Origin of the sequence: Mucilaginibacter gotjawali, from assembly GCF_002355435.1 — a bacterium.
Lineage (GTDB): Bacteria > Bacteroidota > Bacteroidia > Sphingobacteriales > Sphingobacteriaceae > Mucilaginibacter > Mucilaginibacter gotjawali.
Genome location: NZ_AP017313.1, coordinates 2,983,004 through 2,996,422, shown reverse-complemented (window position 1 = coordinate 2,996,422; position 13,419 = coordinate 2,983,004). Strand labels below are relative to the sequence as shown.

General features: G+C 40.2%; 15 protein-coding genes. 2 read left to right on the top strand and 13 right to left on the bottom strand.

Translation table 11 applies throughout. The features are described from left to right. Positions 1–10: 10 nt before the first annotated feature. From MgSA37_RS13305 to MgSA37_RS13255, 10 genes are all read right to left on the bottom strand, one after another. Positions 11–634 (bottom strand): AlbA family DNA-binding domain-containing protein, encoded by a 624-nt coding sequence (locus MgSA37_RS13305; RefSeq protein ID WP_096352551.1) that lies wholly within the window; start codon positions 632–634, stop codon positions 11–13. Between the two features lie 3 nt (positions 635–637). Next, complete coding sequence (locus MgSA37_RS13300) at positions 638–1,108, bottom strand: GNAT family N-acetyltransferase (RefSeq protein ID WP_197706132.1); 471 nt, start codon at positions 1,106–1,108, stop codon at positions 638–640. Positions 1,109–1,143: 35 nt separating this feature from the next. After that, positions 1,144–1,635, bottom strand: coding sequence for a DUF4442 domain-containing protein (locus MgSA37_RS13295; protein ID WP_096352550.1), 492 nt, complete (start codon positions 1,633–1,635; stop codon positions 1,144–1,146). A 110-nt stretch (positions 1,636–1,745) separates the two neighbouring features. Next, the gene (locus tag MgSA37_RS13290) at positions 1,746–2,540 is read right to left on the bottom strand and encodes an SDR family NAD(P)-dependent oxidoreductase (protein ID WP_096352547.1); all 795 of its coding nucleotides are present in this window, start codon (positions 2,538–2,540) and stop codon (positions 1,746–1,748) included. Positions 2,541–2,683: 143 nt separating this feature from the next. Further along, positions 2,684–3,022: a putative toxin-antitoxin system toxin component, PIN family gene (locus MgSA37_RS13285; RefSeq protein ID WP_096352546.1), complete on the bottom strand. Its 339-nt coding sequence runs from the start codon at positions 3,020–3,022 to the stop codon at positions 2,684–2,686. Beyond that, complete coding sequence (locus MgSA37_RS13280; RefSeq protein WP_096352544.1) at positions 3,003–3,233, bottom strand: hypothetical protein; 231 nt, start codon at positions 3,231–3,233, stop codon at positions 3,003–3,005. The genes MgSA37_RS13285 and MgSA37_RS13280 overlap by 20 nt, the downstream gene beginning before the upstream one ends. A gap of 843 nt (positions 3,234–4,076) precedes the next feature. Next, positions 4,077–4,526, bottom strand: coding sequence for an OsmC family protein (locus MgSA37_RS13270; protein WP_096352541.1), 450 nt, complete (start codon positions 4,524–4,526; stop codon positions 4,077–4,079). Between the two features lie 137 nt (positions 4,527–4,663). Next, on the bottom strand, positions 4,664–5,101 hold the full coding sequence (locus MgSA37_RS13265; RefSeq protein WP_232010857.1) for a DUF3052 family protein: 438 nt from the start codon (positions 5,099–5,101) through the stop codon (positions 4,664–4,666). Further along, positions 5,086–5,541 carry a DinB family protein gene (locus MgSA37_RS13260; protein WP_096352538.1) on the bottom strand — a complete coding sequence of 152 codons (456 nt, stop codon included), beginning with the start codon at positions 5,539–5,541 and terminating at the stop codon, positions 5,086–5,088. Before MgSA37_RS13260 ends, MgSA37_RS13265 begins: the two co-directional genes overlap by 16 nt. Positions 5,542–5,543: 2 nt before the next feature. Continuing rightward, positions 5,544–5,987 (bottom strand): DinB family protein, encoded by a 444-nt coding sequence (locus MgSA37_RS13255; protein WP_096352537.1) that lies wholly within the window; start codon positions 5,985–5,987, stop codon positions 5,544–5,546. Positions 5,988–6,080: 93 nt separating this feature from the next. Here MgSA37_RS13255 and MgSA37_RS13250 point away from each other — a divergent pair, with 93 nt between their 5' ends. Next, entirely contained in the window at positions 6,081–7,319 is a 1,239-nt protein-coding gene (locus tag MgSA37_RS13250) for a nucleoside recognition domain-containing protein (protein ID WP_096352535.1), read from the top strand. A gap of 100 nt (positions 7,320–7,419) precedes the next feature. Continuing rightward, positions 7,420–7,833: a cupredoxin domain-containing protein gene (locus MgSA37_RS13245; protein ID WP_096352534.1), complete on the top strand. Its 414-nt coding sequence runs from the start codon at positions 7,420–7,422 to the stop codon at positions 7,831–7,833. Positions 7,834–8,035: 202 nt separating this feature from the next. On the opposite strand, the gene MgSA37_RS13240 is transcribed toward MgSA37_RS13245, so the two are convergent. From MgSA37_RS13240 to MgSA37_RS13230, 3 genes are all read right to left on the bottom strand, one after another. Next, on the bottom strand, positions 8,036–8,662 hold the full coding sequence (locus MgSA37_RS13240) for a TetR/AcrR family transcriptional regulator (protein ID WP_096352532.1): 627 nt from the start codon (positions 8,660–8,662) through the stop codon (positions 8,036–8,038). Between the two features lie 171 nt (positions 8,663–8,833). After that, complete coding sequence (locus tag MgSA37_RS13235; protein WP_096352531.1) at positions 8,834–12,268, bottom strand: efflux RND transporter permease subunit; 3,435 nt, start codon at positions 12,266–12,268, stop codon at positions 8,834–8,836. A gap of 17 nt (positions 12,269–12,285) precedes the next feature. Beyond that, the gene (locus MgSA37_RS13230; RefSeq protein ID WP_096352529.1) at positions 12,286–13,389 is read right to left on the bottom strand and encodes an efflux RND transporter periplasmic adaptor subunit; all 1,104 of its coding nucleotides are present in this window, start codon (positions 13,387–13,389) and stop codon (positions 12,286–12,288) included. Positions 13,390–13,419 lie beyond the last annotated feature (30 nt).

Below are 13,419 nucleotides of genomic sequence, written 5' to 3'. Positions count from 1 at the left end.
ACTTTCGACCTTATACGGCAGTATAAAACTCTTCTTTTTCAGTAGTATTGATCCTGATGATGCCTGACAGGATCAGATCCACCAGTATGCGCTGTGCCTTACGCCGGCCGACTTTTAACAGGTCGCAGCATTCTGCTACGGTAATCCGTGCGGTCTTTTCAAGGTATTCCAATAATGTCTTTTCGTTCGAAGAATACGCTATCAATACGCCTTCGGTTCCTGACTTGCGTTTTAGTACATCCACTACTATTTTACTGGCAAGTATGCTTTTATCCTTTACCCTTACGTACACCCACCATTTACCGTCTTCGGCCAAAGCAGCATAAGGTTTAAAATTGGTTTCCGGAATATCAACTACCAGCACAATTTTATCATCAATATAAACTTCTTCAAATACAGGCTCAATGGCGGGCCTTGCGAATAAATGAGCGGCCCTGGTGATCATATAACGTTCTTCATCCTCTGATTTTACACCTTTTATCGTGCCATCATCGGCCACGCCTATTAAAAGCCTGCCGCCTCTGTTATTCGCAAAGGAAACCATCGTCCGGGCGATTTTTTCGCAACTGGTAATCGTTTTCTTAAAGTCGAGAGAAACACCTTCGCCTTCAAAGATCAGCTTTTTAACATTCATGGTTTATTGTTCCTCTTTGTTTATCACCTGGTAGGGTTTAAATTTTTCCATCCAGTTTTCAGGGCGGCTTAGCTGTGTAAATCCAAACTGGCTGTACAAGCCGTGTGCATCAGCTGTGGCGAGCGACCAGCGCCTTAACCCCTGTAATTCCGGATGCTCTGTAATACTTTGAATCAACCACTTTGACAGTCCAATTCCCCGGTAACCGGGAAGTACAAAAACATCGCAAATGTACGCAAACGTAGCCTTATCGGTAACTACCCTGGCGAATCCCGCCTGCCGGTTTTCTTTAAAAATGCCAAAGCACATCGAGTTTTCTATGGCCATCGCAAGCCTTTCTGCAGGCAGGCCTTTTGCCCAGTATGACTCTTCGCTCAGGTATTGGTAAATGCTATTAAAATCAAGTAAACTTTTATCTGTCGAAATCAGATATCCTTTTTTTAAGAAAGTATCGGCATTCATAAAAACGTACATTTTCGTCGGAATATTTTTTATTTTCTTTTATACATTCAGGTTTGATCTGCGGCTCCTTTATTCCCGGGATGATTCAGATCCCTCATGTAAATTTCATTGATCACCGATGCGCACAGTTTATTGTCTTTATCAAAAATTTCTGTAAGATATGACTTCCTGAACCTGCCATTCAGCTTTAGTTCATGTTCACAAACAGCTATTTCCCTGTCGCTTATCGTAATTTTAAAATGAAGATTTGAGTGCGCCGGTTTATGATACCGGATTGCGGACGACCTTGTCCAGGCCCGCACATTATACCCTTTCAGCGACATGATATTGTTAAACAGCAAAGGATGGAATGGGTCAGCCGCAGCGTATATGGTCCCGCCAAAAATAGATTTGTGATAGTTTTTGTTTAAAATACTCCTCCCAATTTTTACCTCAACACCCCTAAACCCTTTATAAAACCTGGTTATCCAAATACGTTGAAAAAACAGGGGAGGGTAGAAGCGCAAGGTCCATTTTAATACACCTTCGGAAACTAACATACCTGCTAAATATCCGAAAAATTAGTATAAAATAGGGTACCTGATTTAAAATATTACGATTACTAAATCCACTTTTGCAACTCTTAAAATCTTTACAACACTTCAATAACCTAAAATGCGCTTTTAACGACACCGCCGTCTGCGCGTACGGCTGCACCGTTGGTAGCTATAGACAAGTCGCTGGCCAGGTAAGCCACCAAACTTGCAATTTCATCGGGCTCAATAAATCGTTGTAAAATAGATGTCGGGCGTGTATGCTTAAAAAAATCAGCTTCAATTTCCTTTACAGTTTTATTATTCGCTTTGGCCATATCCTTTAAAAAAGTGCCGGCACCTTCAGAAAACGTGGGGCCCGGTAATACAGTGTTCACAGTTACCCTTGTGCCTTTTGTTAACTCAGCCAGTCCGCGCGCAACTGAGATTTGTGCGGTTTTAGTCATCCCATAGTGAATCATTTCTTCAGGGATCTGGATGGCCGATTCACTCGAAATAAACAAAATGCGGCCCCAGTTTTTTTGCAGCATTTTATCAAAGTACGCCCTTGACAGCCGGATGCCGCTCATTACATTTACGTCGAAAAACTTAAACCAGTCTTCGTCCGGGATGTCTGTAAATTGTTTAGGTTCAAAAATACCCACATTGTTTACCAGGATATCAACTTCCGGTAATTGATCTATTAAATTTTGCACCTGGGCTTTGTCGGCAAAATCGGCAATAATTCCTTTTATATTTTCATTGCCGGTATCATTTCTTAATTGTTCAACGGCGTGGTTAACTCTGTCAGCAGTTCTACCATTAACAACAACGTGCGCGCCTTCATTTGCCAAAGCTTTTGCAATGGCAAATCCGATACCGGCTGTTGAACCTGTAACTAATGCTATTTTATTTTTTATTTTAAGATCCATGATAATTCGCTTTATGTTCTTACTACAAAGACAAGTTTAATGATGTTTTAATAATCCATTAGATAATTCATAAAAGATGGGATGAAGCTGACATTTGACATAGAATCAGAGCCTAAAAGTGAGAAGAGGGGAATTTAGCTATTTTAGTCTGCCTGATACGCATCCCAAAATTCCTTTGGTGTCACAATTTTTGTTTGCTCGTAAGTTGGAAAGGTGAAATCGTTAGTGTTGCCTGTAATAATAAAGTTGGCCGAACATTCGTCTGCAAGTTCCAAAATCATATTATCGTCTGCATCAGAAATAAGGTCAAGTTTTATAGCAGGTACAAATTTTGTTGCTTTGTTTTCTATGTCGACAAGCAAAGCTTCGGCCCGGGAGAAAAAGTCATGAAATTTTGCAAATTTTGGTCGCGATAAAACCTCATAATATTCAGCCATCAGATCGTCCGAGATACAGTTTGTGTCAATTACGATTCTTTGCATTTCTTCTCACGGCTTTTACTTCATCAGTTATTTCCTCCATAGTCATTTTCGAAAGACCATACTTATCAGCAAGCTCGACACATTTGTTTAAGTTTTGCCGCGACAACTCCTTGCTAACAATGTCGATAAACTCCGTAAAAGTCAACTGATCGTTTTTTATGCCGAATTTATTGTACTCAATTTCAGAAATAGAGACGTTTAATGTGGGCATGATTCCTTAGTATTTAATCAAATATACAAATAATGGGTTAAAAATTAAACAATGGGGTGTTGTGGTTTAGCTCGTCAAAAGGTTAGCTAATCGAATCAAATTTGGAACTAAACATGGCAATTAGAGAAAACTTAAATGGCAAAAAAGACTTGCTATTGCAACTGTCATCGTAGCCGCCTTAGCAGCACTTTTTCCTTTTTATCCTATCAGAAAGCCAAACCCAAAATGGCCGGATTAAACAAGAACATTCGATTATCGTCAAACGGAATAGACCGAATGAAAAGAGAATTAAACCGACAAAAGTCTTCCGGAATTCACTACAGATTCATCCCATGGAAATTAGTAATACATGTAGACATGTAGGGTTACAAAGCAACGGTAACGGGTTACCAGTCTAAAGCCATTCGAATTATTTTCTTGATAACGTCTTACTTATTCAAATGAATTTCTTATTTCTCATAATTAACATTATGTTAAGTAATATGTAATGAATTCACTCCCTTCTCCTTTTTCTTTCAGATAATATCCTTGTATGTAAAACTGGGCGCGTTGCAAATTGCCGTTAAATTGAGCCGATACGAAGTATTGTATGGGTTTAGGTTATCCGGCGGCGATGGTCTCGTTATCTTTTTATACAGTCCGACAATCTGCATGGTAAAACAAATCCTTATTTATCAAAAAAAATGCTTTTTTTGTGTAAACCCGGTGTTTTTATAACTAATTGATTATTAATTACAAATGCCATTGTATTTGCAATTTGTGTAAACCCAATGTAAACCCTTTTGTATAGCCGCTAACAATTATTAACGGCTAATTGTATAAAGAAATAATCTTGAATAGATATTAAATGAAATCTACCCCTTCATTTTCTGCAGCATGAACAAAAACTTTCCATTTGATGTTTGCGCCGGCTTTTTCAAGCGTAGCTGAAACAGAACAATATTTCCCCATGGATAACTCAACGGCTTTTGCTGCCTTATCCTCATCTATATCACCATACAAATGAAACTCAACATCAATGTTTTGCCACAACGAAGGTTCTTTTCCTTTTTCCCGTTCGCCGTTAACCACCATTTTATAATCTTTCACTTCCTGGCGTTGTTTTTTCAAAATAGCAATCACGTCAATGGCCGAACATCCTGCAAGGCCCATCAGCAACACCTGCATGGGGCGTACGCCAAAATCCTGCCCGCCGCTTTCAGGGCTGCTATCCATTTGTATACTATGTCCATTTTCGTCTGTAGCTACAAAGCCGAAATCTCCGCTAACCCGGGCAAGTTCTATTTTAGGCATGATCTTTTTATATTTTAGAATACTAAATTATGATTTTTAGTTCAGGAATGTTTAACGCAATTGTAAAATAGTGAATGGTGAGTAGTGAAAAGTGCGTTGTTGCACTTCATCCGCGAATTTAATCCAGGTGAATATCTTCACTTTTTAATCCTGTCTTTTACCGGGATTACCAGTTTTAGGCCCGACCAGGTTTCGTCAATCGCACAAACTTTAATATCAACCAGGCCAATTTTTATGGCGTAGTTCCTGATCTTGTCTTCAGTAATACCGGTAACTATTTTTGACGATTTTTTGGGCCATGATGCCCATATCATTCCGTCATGCTTCAGTTGTTTTTTCAGGTCGGGCAATTTATTAAAATACTCCTCTTCAATATTTGTAAAAAGGTGGATAAAAACCAGGCTTGAAAGATCATCATCCTGAATATGAATGTCAGCTGGTAAATCAGTAAAAAGGCTGAAATAATATTCGGGCGCGTTAACTAGTTTGATATGAAATCCCGCTTTCAACCCCAGCTTTTTTGCGAGCGGAGTTCCCGAATAACCAGCTACTTCAACCATCACCTTACCCCCCATTCCCAAATACCATATTGAATTTTTTGCGGCACCATATGGCCTGACTGCTTTAAAGCAAGCATAATTTGCCCGCGATGGTGCGATTCATGCGAGATCAGGTAGCCTAAAAACCCGGTTGCAAGTGGCTTAAATCCTTTTATTTTGCCACCTGGTAATGTTTTTTCAAATAATTGCTCAATGGCCTTACCGCTCTGCTGCAGGTTTTCGGCTAAATGTGTTTTAGTGATGTTTTGTTTATCAATCTTTTCCAGGCCTTCCAGCAAAGCCGGATCGGCTACCTTAAGCCACATCATCCTTACGCCATGCATATGTGCAAACTGCTCCCCTACCGGTCTGCCCTTTGATGCGGCGAGGTCTTTTAAATTTTCTTCATTGATACTTTCAAGCAGGTACAGGTTAATATTATTGTGAATTTGCCAGGTTTCAGTTAAAAAATTCATCTTTATTTTCGATTTATGATCTGATCTAAATGATGTTTCAGATGGTCAACATAATCCTGTGCCAGCCATTCAACAGTATGCAAGCATTGCTCCGTTTTGCTGTTATCACATCGTGCCTGTAGCCTGTCAGCAGGATAATTTTCTAAAACACGGATAATCTGCCTGTTCAAAAGCCGCCATAAGCTCAATAGTTCGTCAAGTTGGCATTCCTGGTAATGTTGTGCCCGCACCCACTCTACCTGGTCATATACCAGTTTAAAGTTCTCCTGGTAAGTACAACGCACAAAGCGTTGCAGATTAACCTGGGCACTATCGATCAAGTGACCGACAACCTCCTTCGCCGACCATTTTCCCGGCCCGGGCCTGATTTCCCAATTAACATTTTGAATATCTGATGTTAAAAAATGTTCAATTGCTTTGTTTAATTGCGCGGTAATCTCTTTCATTTTAAACCTGCTTTACCCCTTTTTAGTGGTACGGCGTTCCTTACTTTACAACTTTAACTAAAAAAACTTTATCTTCAAAGCGGGAATTATCATATGGCGCTTAATTATATCTGGATTGCATTTTTTTTGATCGCATTTGTAATAGCATTGATCAGGCTGGTGTTTTTTGGCGATACAGAAATTTTTGCACACCTGGTTTCGGGGATGTTCAACTCATCCAAATCATCTGTAATGGATATAGCCTTGCCCCTGGTGGGCAATATGGCGCTCTGGCTGGGTATCATGAACATTGGTGAGAAAGCAGGCGCTATTAATTTTCTGTCGCGCCTGGTTGGACCGTTTTTTAGTAAACTATTTCCTGAGATTCCAAAAAACCACCCGGCCACCGGCCAGGTTTTAATGAGTTTTTCGGCAAATATGATGGGGCTTGACAATGCAGCCACCCCGCTCGGTCTAAAAGCAATAGATGGCTTGCAGGAGCTGAACCCGGATAAAGAAACCGCATCCAATGCCCAGATCATGTACCTGGTTTTGCTCACATCCGGGTTACAAATTATACCCGTTACCATCATCGCACAACGCGCCATTCTTAATGCACATGATCCTACAGATGTTCTTATACCTTGCATGATTGCCACCTATGTGTCGGCCGTAGCAGGTATGCTATTGGTCGGCATCAAACAAAAACTAAAATTATTTGATCCGGTGATTGTAGGATGGCTTGGTGGCATAACACTTTTCCTTGCCACGATGGTTTGGTTTTTTACCACGCATTTATCAAAGGAACAAATTAGTCTATTTTCAAAAGTGGCTAGTAACCTGCTTTTATTTTTGGTGCCTGTAGTGTTTATTATAGGCGGACTTGCAAAAAAGGTAAATATTTTTGAGGCCTTTATTGATGGTGCTAAACGAGGCTTTGAAACTTCTGTTAAGGTTATCCCCTACCTGGTTGCCATGCTGGTGGGTATCGCTGTGTTTCGGGCATGTGGCGCGCTGGACTATATGAATGACGGACTAAGATGGGTTTGCAATGAACTAGGACTGGACACCCGTTTTGTTGACGCAATGCCGGTTGCTTATTTGAAACCGCTTAGCGGCTCAGGGTCAAAAGGGATGATGATAGATGTGATGAAAACATTTAAGCCGGATAGTTTTGCCGGGCGTCTGGGCTGCGTATTTAACGGGTCTTCGGACACTACCTTTTATATCGTCGCGCTATATTTTGGCTCAGTTGGCATCAAAAAGTCAAGGTATGCCATCCCCGCAGGCTTATTTGCCGATTTTGCAGGAATCATCGCCGCAATTTTTGTTGCCTATTTATTTTTTGGTTAAGCATTTAACTCCGGTTAAATTAATTTAATTGGAAACAAAACTTCTGCTAAATTCGTAATAATCACTGTAAAGGACTACTGGTAAATGATTTTTACGGTTTATGCCTCAAAAGGATTATTTAAAAGAAAAGCAGGAGAAAGCGAAGACCACCGTTACGGGCATAATTGTGCTCCTTATATTCATCATCATTTTTATTGGAATCATTGTACGGCTTGCGATCCGTTCTGGTACCAATGAGGGCTTTTTTCCATTAATGCCCACCGGAAAAGATGCTTATGAAATTGCCAAAGACTATATTCAGCCTACAATAAAATCCGCTGATGTTGAATTTCCTGATAAAGATTACGAATTCAGTAAAAACTCAGACTCCGTTTACACCATCACATCGCATTTTGACACGAGGAATATAAGCGGCGAAGAAGTTAAAACTGAATTTACGGTCACATTGAAATATAATGGCGGTTCATCTGCTGATCAGCATAACTGGACATTAGTTAAGCTGGAAGAACATTAAAAAAGCAGCGGGCCAAAATTTCTCCAGGCCCGCTTCAATCACTCTAAAACAATCACCTCTAAATAAGAAGTATCTTGAATAATTAATATGAAATCTTAATTATTGACTTTTTTAATTTATTAGTCAAATTTAATCATTATATTTTTTCCAAATAATTAAAAGCGCTCTTTTTACCGGGTGGTGACACTTGATGATGCTAAAATTATTCTACCTGATACATCAGCCCTTTGATAAATATTTCGCTCATTAAAAGGCGTTTTTTGCGGATCTCATCCATATGCTCCATATCGGGAAACATGTTCTTTTTGTTTGAAAGGGCGCTCATCCTAACGCCATGCAATGCATCCAAAAGCAGCTCCACAATTTCCTCCGGGTTATCCACGGCCTTAATTTTTCCTTTGATACACTCAGCCTGGATAGCATTTACCAGCATTTCTTTTTCCGTTTGATGAACCTTTGTCACTATGTCCCATATCATGCCCGGTAAGTTCTGTTCATTCAGCCTGAAAAAATCGAAGAAATTATAATTCTTCAGGATAAATTCATGTTGCGAATTGATCTGAAATTCAAAAGCTTCTTTCAGGTCGCAGAACGTATTCACCCTTCTTTTTAAAATTTCAAGGTACTCATCGGCCACCCGGCGCATAACGTCAGCATACAACTGGCTTTTATCCGGAAAATAATAATATAACAAAGCCTTTGACATACAAAGATCGCCGGCTATCTCGTTCATGGTAGTTTTTGAGTAACCGTAATGCAAAAAGCGCTGGTGCGCTGCTTCCAGGATTTTCTCTTTTTTCAGGTCCTGTATTTCGTTAGTGGCAATCATGTAATACTGTATGTGGAATAATCGGTGTGTTAATTTACGCTAAAAGTTTTAATCCTGACTTTTTTAACAAATTTATCAAATTTTATAAATATAAGTTTTTTTAAATTTTGTCAAAAAAAGGCGGCGCGTCTTTTTTTAAAACGCGCCGCCTGCCATATATAGTATTTACAATTACGCTTCCGCAACAGTTAATTCAGCATCTTTAACTTTACTCTTTCCGCCGCTTAACCTGTTTTTCATTCTCATACGGATGATGTACATACATGGTACCAGGATTAAAGTGATAATAGTTGCAAATCCCAAACCAAATATCATTGTCCATGATAACGGCCCCCAGAAGGCAACGTTATCACCACCGAAAAAGATATGCGGATTACCTGTAGTAAACAGGCTCGCAAAATCAATATTAAAACCTACAGCCAAAGGTATTAACCCCAAAATGGCTGCACTTGCTGTTAACAAAACCGGCGTCATACGTGTTTTGGCGGCTTCTACAACTGCATCATGCAGGTTTTCGCCCTGTTCAATTAACATATCTGTAAACTCAACCAGCAAAATACCGTTTCGAACTACAACGCCGGCAAGCGCTATAATACCTACACCCGACATTACTATCGAGAATGTCATATGAAATATGCTTAATCCAAGGAATACGCCGATGATACTGAAGAATATTTCACTTAAAATGATCAGCGTTTTACCAATAGAATTAAACAAAGCCATCAGAATAATAAGGATCATCCCAAATGAGATCAATAAAGCAGTGCCGAGGAAATTAGCGGTCTCTATCTGATCATCCTGCGCTCCGCCCATCCTGATGGAAACGTTTGCAGGCAATTTAAAGTTTTTAAGCGCCTGCGAAATCTGAGAGTTAACCTCCGTAGCATTAAATGGTTTTATAACGCTTGACCCCAATGTAATTACACGCCGTTGTTGTTTGTGCTTGATATTATTGTAGGTATTGGTGTAACGGATATCTGTAAACGCTGAAATAGGTACCTGCCTGATGGCCCCACCTGATGCCAAATCCCGGTAGGTAATCTTCATGTTTCGTAAGGCGTCGATATCATTCCGCTGGTTTTGCTGCGCCCGTACATCTATTTCGTATTTATCTTCACTGGTATTTCTAAAATCGCCCGCTTTATAACCGTAAATTGAAGTAAATAGCGCCAGGTTTATTTGAGAGGTGTTTATTCCTTCCCTGTTTGCCCTTTCACGGTCAACATCAAAAACTATTTCAGGTTTGTCGCTCACCACGTCGGGTATTAACTCTTCTATACCGGCTATCCCCTGTTGGCCAATAAACTTTTTAAGCCGGGCTGCAGTTGCTACCAGTGTATCCAGGTTATCGCCGGCCATTTCCAAACTAATATCTTTCTGGGTTGGTGGCCCGCTGGCTTCCTGGGCGACAGCTATTTTTGCACCGGGCAAACCCTGTACAGTGTTGCGGATCTTTGCCAGGATACTTTTGGTGTCTTTACCGTGCCGCTTGCTAAATTCCACAAAGGCCACGGTTATTTTTCCTTTATTGTAATAAGTTCCCTGGTCTTCATCAGAAGGATCGGTAACGCCGACTGATACATTTGAAATGATAGAGGAAACAATGTCTTTATCCGGCGCCACCACTTGTGCCACCCTTTTTTCCAGGGTTTGTACTACTCCGTTGGTGTAAGCCTGGTCAGTACCAATAGGCAAAGTAACATATACATAAACAAAGTTTGGATCACCTGACGGAAATTGTTCAACTTTCAGGTTACTTACTATCGAAAATCCAATTGTTAAAATGAATAACATAACGGTACCCCCAAGTATCCACCAGGGGACTCTAACGGCTTTTTCAAGCAAGCGGGCATACCAGGCCTGGAATTTAGGCCAGGCATTTGTTTGAAACTTGTCTATCCACTTTAATAATATAAAATGATCGAACAGGTACAAAACAATCAGCAGCACTACAAAATTGCCTATGCCTATACTTAAAGCGCCAACGGCAGCCAGCAGATAGCAAAAAATGGCTATACCTGCCAGGATGATTGTAGTACGTTTTCTTTTGCGGTCGAATTTTTGATGGTCATGCTCCCCTTTAAAATGCGGTTTCATAAAGTCAACCGCGAAAACCGGGTTCATGATATAAGCCACTACCAACGAAGCTAATAGCGTAATGATTAGCGTAATCGGGAGAAAAAACATAAAATGACCAATCAGGCTATTCCAGAAAGCAAGAGGAACAAATGGCGCCAGCGTAGTCATCGTCCCTGAAAAAACAGGCATAAATACTTCGCCGGCAGCTATTTTTGCAGCTTTTGTGATAGGAACCGCCCCATTGTTAAAAATCCGGTGCGTGTTTTCAATCACCACAATCGCGTCATCCACCACTATACCCAGGGCCAGCAGGAATGAGAAAAGCACGATCATGTTTAAAGTAAAACCTATTGCAGGCATTAATAAAAACGCGATGAAACAGGATAGCGGGACAGACAAGGCCACAAATATGGCGTTGGTAGTACCCATAAAAAACATCAGGATGATGGTTACCAGTATAAAACCTATGACGATGGTATTAATAAGGTCATTTAAAGTTGACCTTGTTTTATCGGACTGATCACCGGTAACGGTAACGTTTAATCCTTTTGGGAAAACTGTACTTTGTTTTTGCTTGATAAGCTTATAAATATCGTCAGACGCCTCGATCAGGTTTTCACCGGCTCTTTTACTTACGTTTAAGGTAATTACGTTTTTAAAATCATGGCCTTCAGGCGTTTTCAAACGGGCGTAACTTATCTGATCCTGGAAGCCATCTTTAACTTCAGCAATATCGCGCAGGTAAACAGCCTTGCCCTGTGGGTTCCTGATCACCATTGCGTTTACCTCGTCGGCACTTTTAAAATCTTCCTTAACATCAATGGCTCGCTGTACGCCATCAGCCTTTATCGTACCGGCTGTTGAAATGATATTTTCGTTGCCGATAGCCCGGGTAATATCGTCATAACTCACCTGCGCGGCAGTCATTTTATTGATATCAACATTGATCTGGATATTTGGTTCTAATGCGCCCACCTCTACCACTTTAGAGATCTGCTTCATCGATTCAATATCATCCTTTAAATTATCGGCATATTCCTTTAACTTCTTGAGGTCATAATTGCCTGAAACGTTGATATTTAATATCGGCTGATCGGCAACATCTATATCAGATACATCGGATTGCTTTAATTGGTTATCACCCTGCGGCAAATCCTGTTTGGCTTTGTCAACCGCGTCTTTTACGTCCTGCTTGGCATCCCTGATGTTTACATTTGCATTAAACTCCGCAGTAATTACTGAAACATTTTGCTGGGTGTTTGACGTTACTTTTTTTAACCCTTTAAGCGATTTTAACTGTTTTTCCAAAGGTTTGGTCACCAGCAATTCAATATTTTGCGGCGATTGGCCCTGGTAAATAGTAGTTATATACACTTTGGATATGGTAATATCCGGGAAGTTTTCCTTAGGCAGCTTATTATAGGACCAAAAGCCAAGCAACGCAATTAAAAATATAAGCACATATACTGCCCTTTTATTATCAATGGCCCAGCTTGAGGGTCCGAATTCTTTTTCCTGGTCTTTCATTTTTAATAATTATATAATTAATTACCGGATGATGTCAATACTTTTATTTTATCCCCATCTTCAACTTCACTCGCACCTTCAGTTATCAGTTGATCGCCTGATTGTAAGCCCGATAAAATCTCTGATTTGCCGCCGTAAGTAGCGCCTGCTTTAATAATTTTCTTTTTTGCAATGCCATTCTCATTTACAAATACATAATCACCATTTTCCGATCGCTGAATTGCTTTAATAGGAATTACCAATGAATTGATTTTTGAATAATCAGCAATCTTAATTATAGCCGTCATGTTGGGGCGCAAGCCTTTTTTAAGCGGTAATTTTATTTCAACAGCAAAACTACGGGACGAAGGGTCAATTACCTTGGCAGCAAAAGTGACAGTAGTTTTTAGGGAATCATTTGCATCGGGGAAAAGGATCATTACTTTATCTCCCTGGTTTACACTTTGTGCATACGATTCAGGCACATCCGCCTTTACTTTAAGGTTATCAGCATTTACGATCCTGATCCCGTTTTGGCCCGGTTGAATAACCTGTCCAAGTTTAAGATCCATCTGGTCAACGCTGCCGGTAATTGGCGATGTAATCCTGTACATATCGGCCTGTTGCTTTAAGGAAGCGACTTGCTTCAGTGAGCTTTGCAATGCAGTTTGTGCCTGTAAAAATTGAACCTCGGTACCAATTTTCTGATCCCAGAGATTTTTTTGACGCTGAAATAAAGTGCGGTTTAAATCTACCTGGGTTTGCGCCTGTGCAATGTTCTGGTTCAATACGCTGTTATCCAACTGAACCAATACCTGGCCTTTGTTAACATGCTGCCCCGGTTTTACATAAAGGGCCGTGATTACGCCGGGCGACTGTGAATAAGCAGTCACATTATCCTGTGCATCTATCCTGCCCTGGATTTGAACATAGTTGGTAAAACTGCCTGTTGTTACCGTATAAGTGCTAACATCTGTAGATTTAACAGAATCCTTTTTACCAATTTCGGCTGATAGCTTTGTGATCTTTGCGCTTATATCAGCTTCCTGTTTTTTAAGATCGGCCAATTCAGCGGCCTTGTCTTTTGGTTTGTTACAAGCTGCCAGTAAAAGAAAGGCGGGTATGTAGAGTAGTTTTTTCATGTCTTTATTATATATTTATTGTACAAGGTT

What these genes read in the sequence shown, in the direction of transcription:
- MgSA37_RS13305 (WP_096352551.1), bottom strand. Translation starts at nt 634, where the DNA reads ATGAATGTTAAAAAGCTGATCTTTGAAGGCGAAGGTGTTTCTCTCGAC.
- MgSA37_RS13300 (WP_197706132.1), bottom strand. Translation starts at nt 1,108, where the DNA reads ATGTACGTTTTTATGAATGCCGATACTTTCTTAAAAAAAGGATATCTG.
- MgSA37_RS13295 (WP_096352550.1), bottom strand. Translation starts at nt 1,635, where the DNA reads ATGTTAGTTTCCGAAGGTGTATTAAAATGGACCTTGCGCTTCTACCCT.
- MgSA37_RS13290 (WP_096352547.1), bottom strand. Translation starts at nt 2,540, where the DNA reads ATGGATCTTAAAATAAAAAATAAAATAGCATTAGTTACAGGTTCAACA.
- MgSA37_RS13285 (WP_096352546.1), bottom strand. Translation starts at nt 3,022, where the DNA reads ATGCAAAGAATCGTAATTGACACAAACTGTATCTCGGACGATCTGATG.
- MgSA37_RS13280 (WP_096352544.1), bottom strand. Translation starts at nt 3,233, where the DNA reads ATGCCCACATTAAACGTCTCTATTTCTGAAATTGAGTACAATAAATTC.
- MgSA37_RS13270 (WP_096352541.1), bottom strand. Translation starts at nt 4,526, where the DNA reads ATGCCTAAAATAGAACTTGCCCGGGTTAGCGGAGATTTCGGCTTTGTA.
- MgSA37_RS13265 (WP_232010857.1), bottom strand. Translation starts at nt 5,101, where the DNA reads ATGGGGGGTAAGGTGATGGTTGAAGTAGCTGGTTATTCGGGAACTCCG.
- MgSA37_RS13260 (WP_096352538.1), bottom strand. Translation starts at nt 5,541, where the DNA reads ATGAATTTTTTAACTGAAACCTGGCAAATTCACAATAATATTAACCTG.
- MgSA37_RS13255 (WP_096352537.1), bottom strand. Translation starts at nt 5,987, where the DNA reads ATGAAAGAGATTACCGCGCAATTAAACAAAGCAATTGAACATTTTTTA.
- MgSA37_RS13250 (WP_096352535.1), top strand. Translation starts at nt 6,081, where the DNA reads ATGGCGCTTAATTATATCTGGATTGCATTTTTTTTGATCGCATTTGTA.
- MgSA37_RS13245 (WP_096352534.1), top strand. Translation starts at nt 7,420, where the DNA reads ATGCCTCAAAAGGATTATTTAAAAGAAAAGCAGGAGAAAGCGAAGACC.
- MgSA37_RS13240 (WP_096352532.1), bottom strand. Translation starts at nt 8,662, where the DNA reads ATGATTGCCACTAACGAAATACAGGACCTGAAAAAAGAGAAAATCCTG.
- MgSA37_RS13235 (WP_096352531.1), bottom strand. Translation starts at nt 12,268, where the DNA reads ATGAAAGACCAGGAAAAAGAATTCGGACCCTCAAGCTGGGCCATTGAT.
- MgSA37_RS13230 (WP_096352529.1), bottom strand. Translation starts at nt 13,389, where the DNA reads ATGAAAAAACTACTCTACATACCCGCCTTTCTTTTACTGGCAGCTTGT.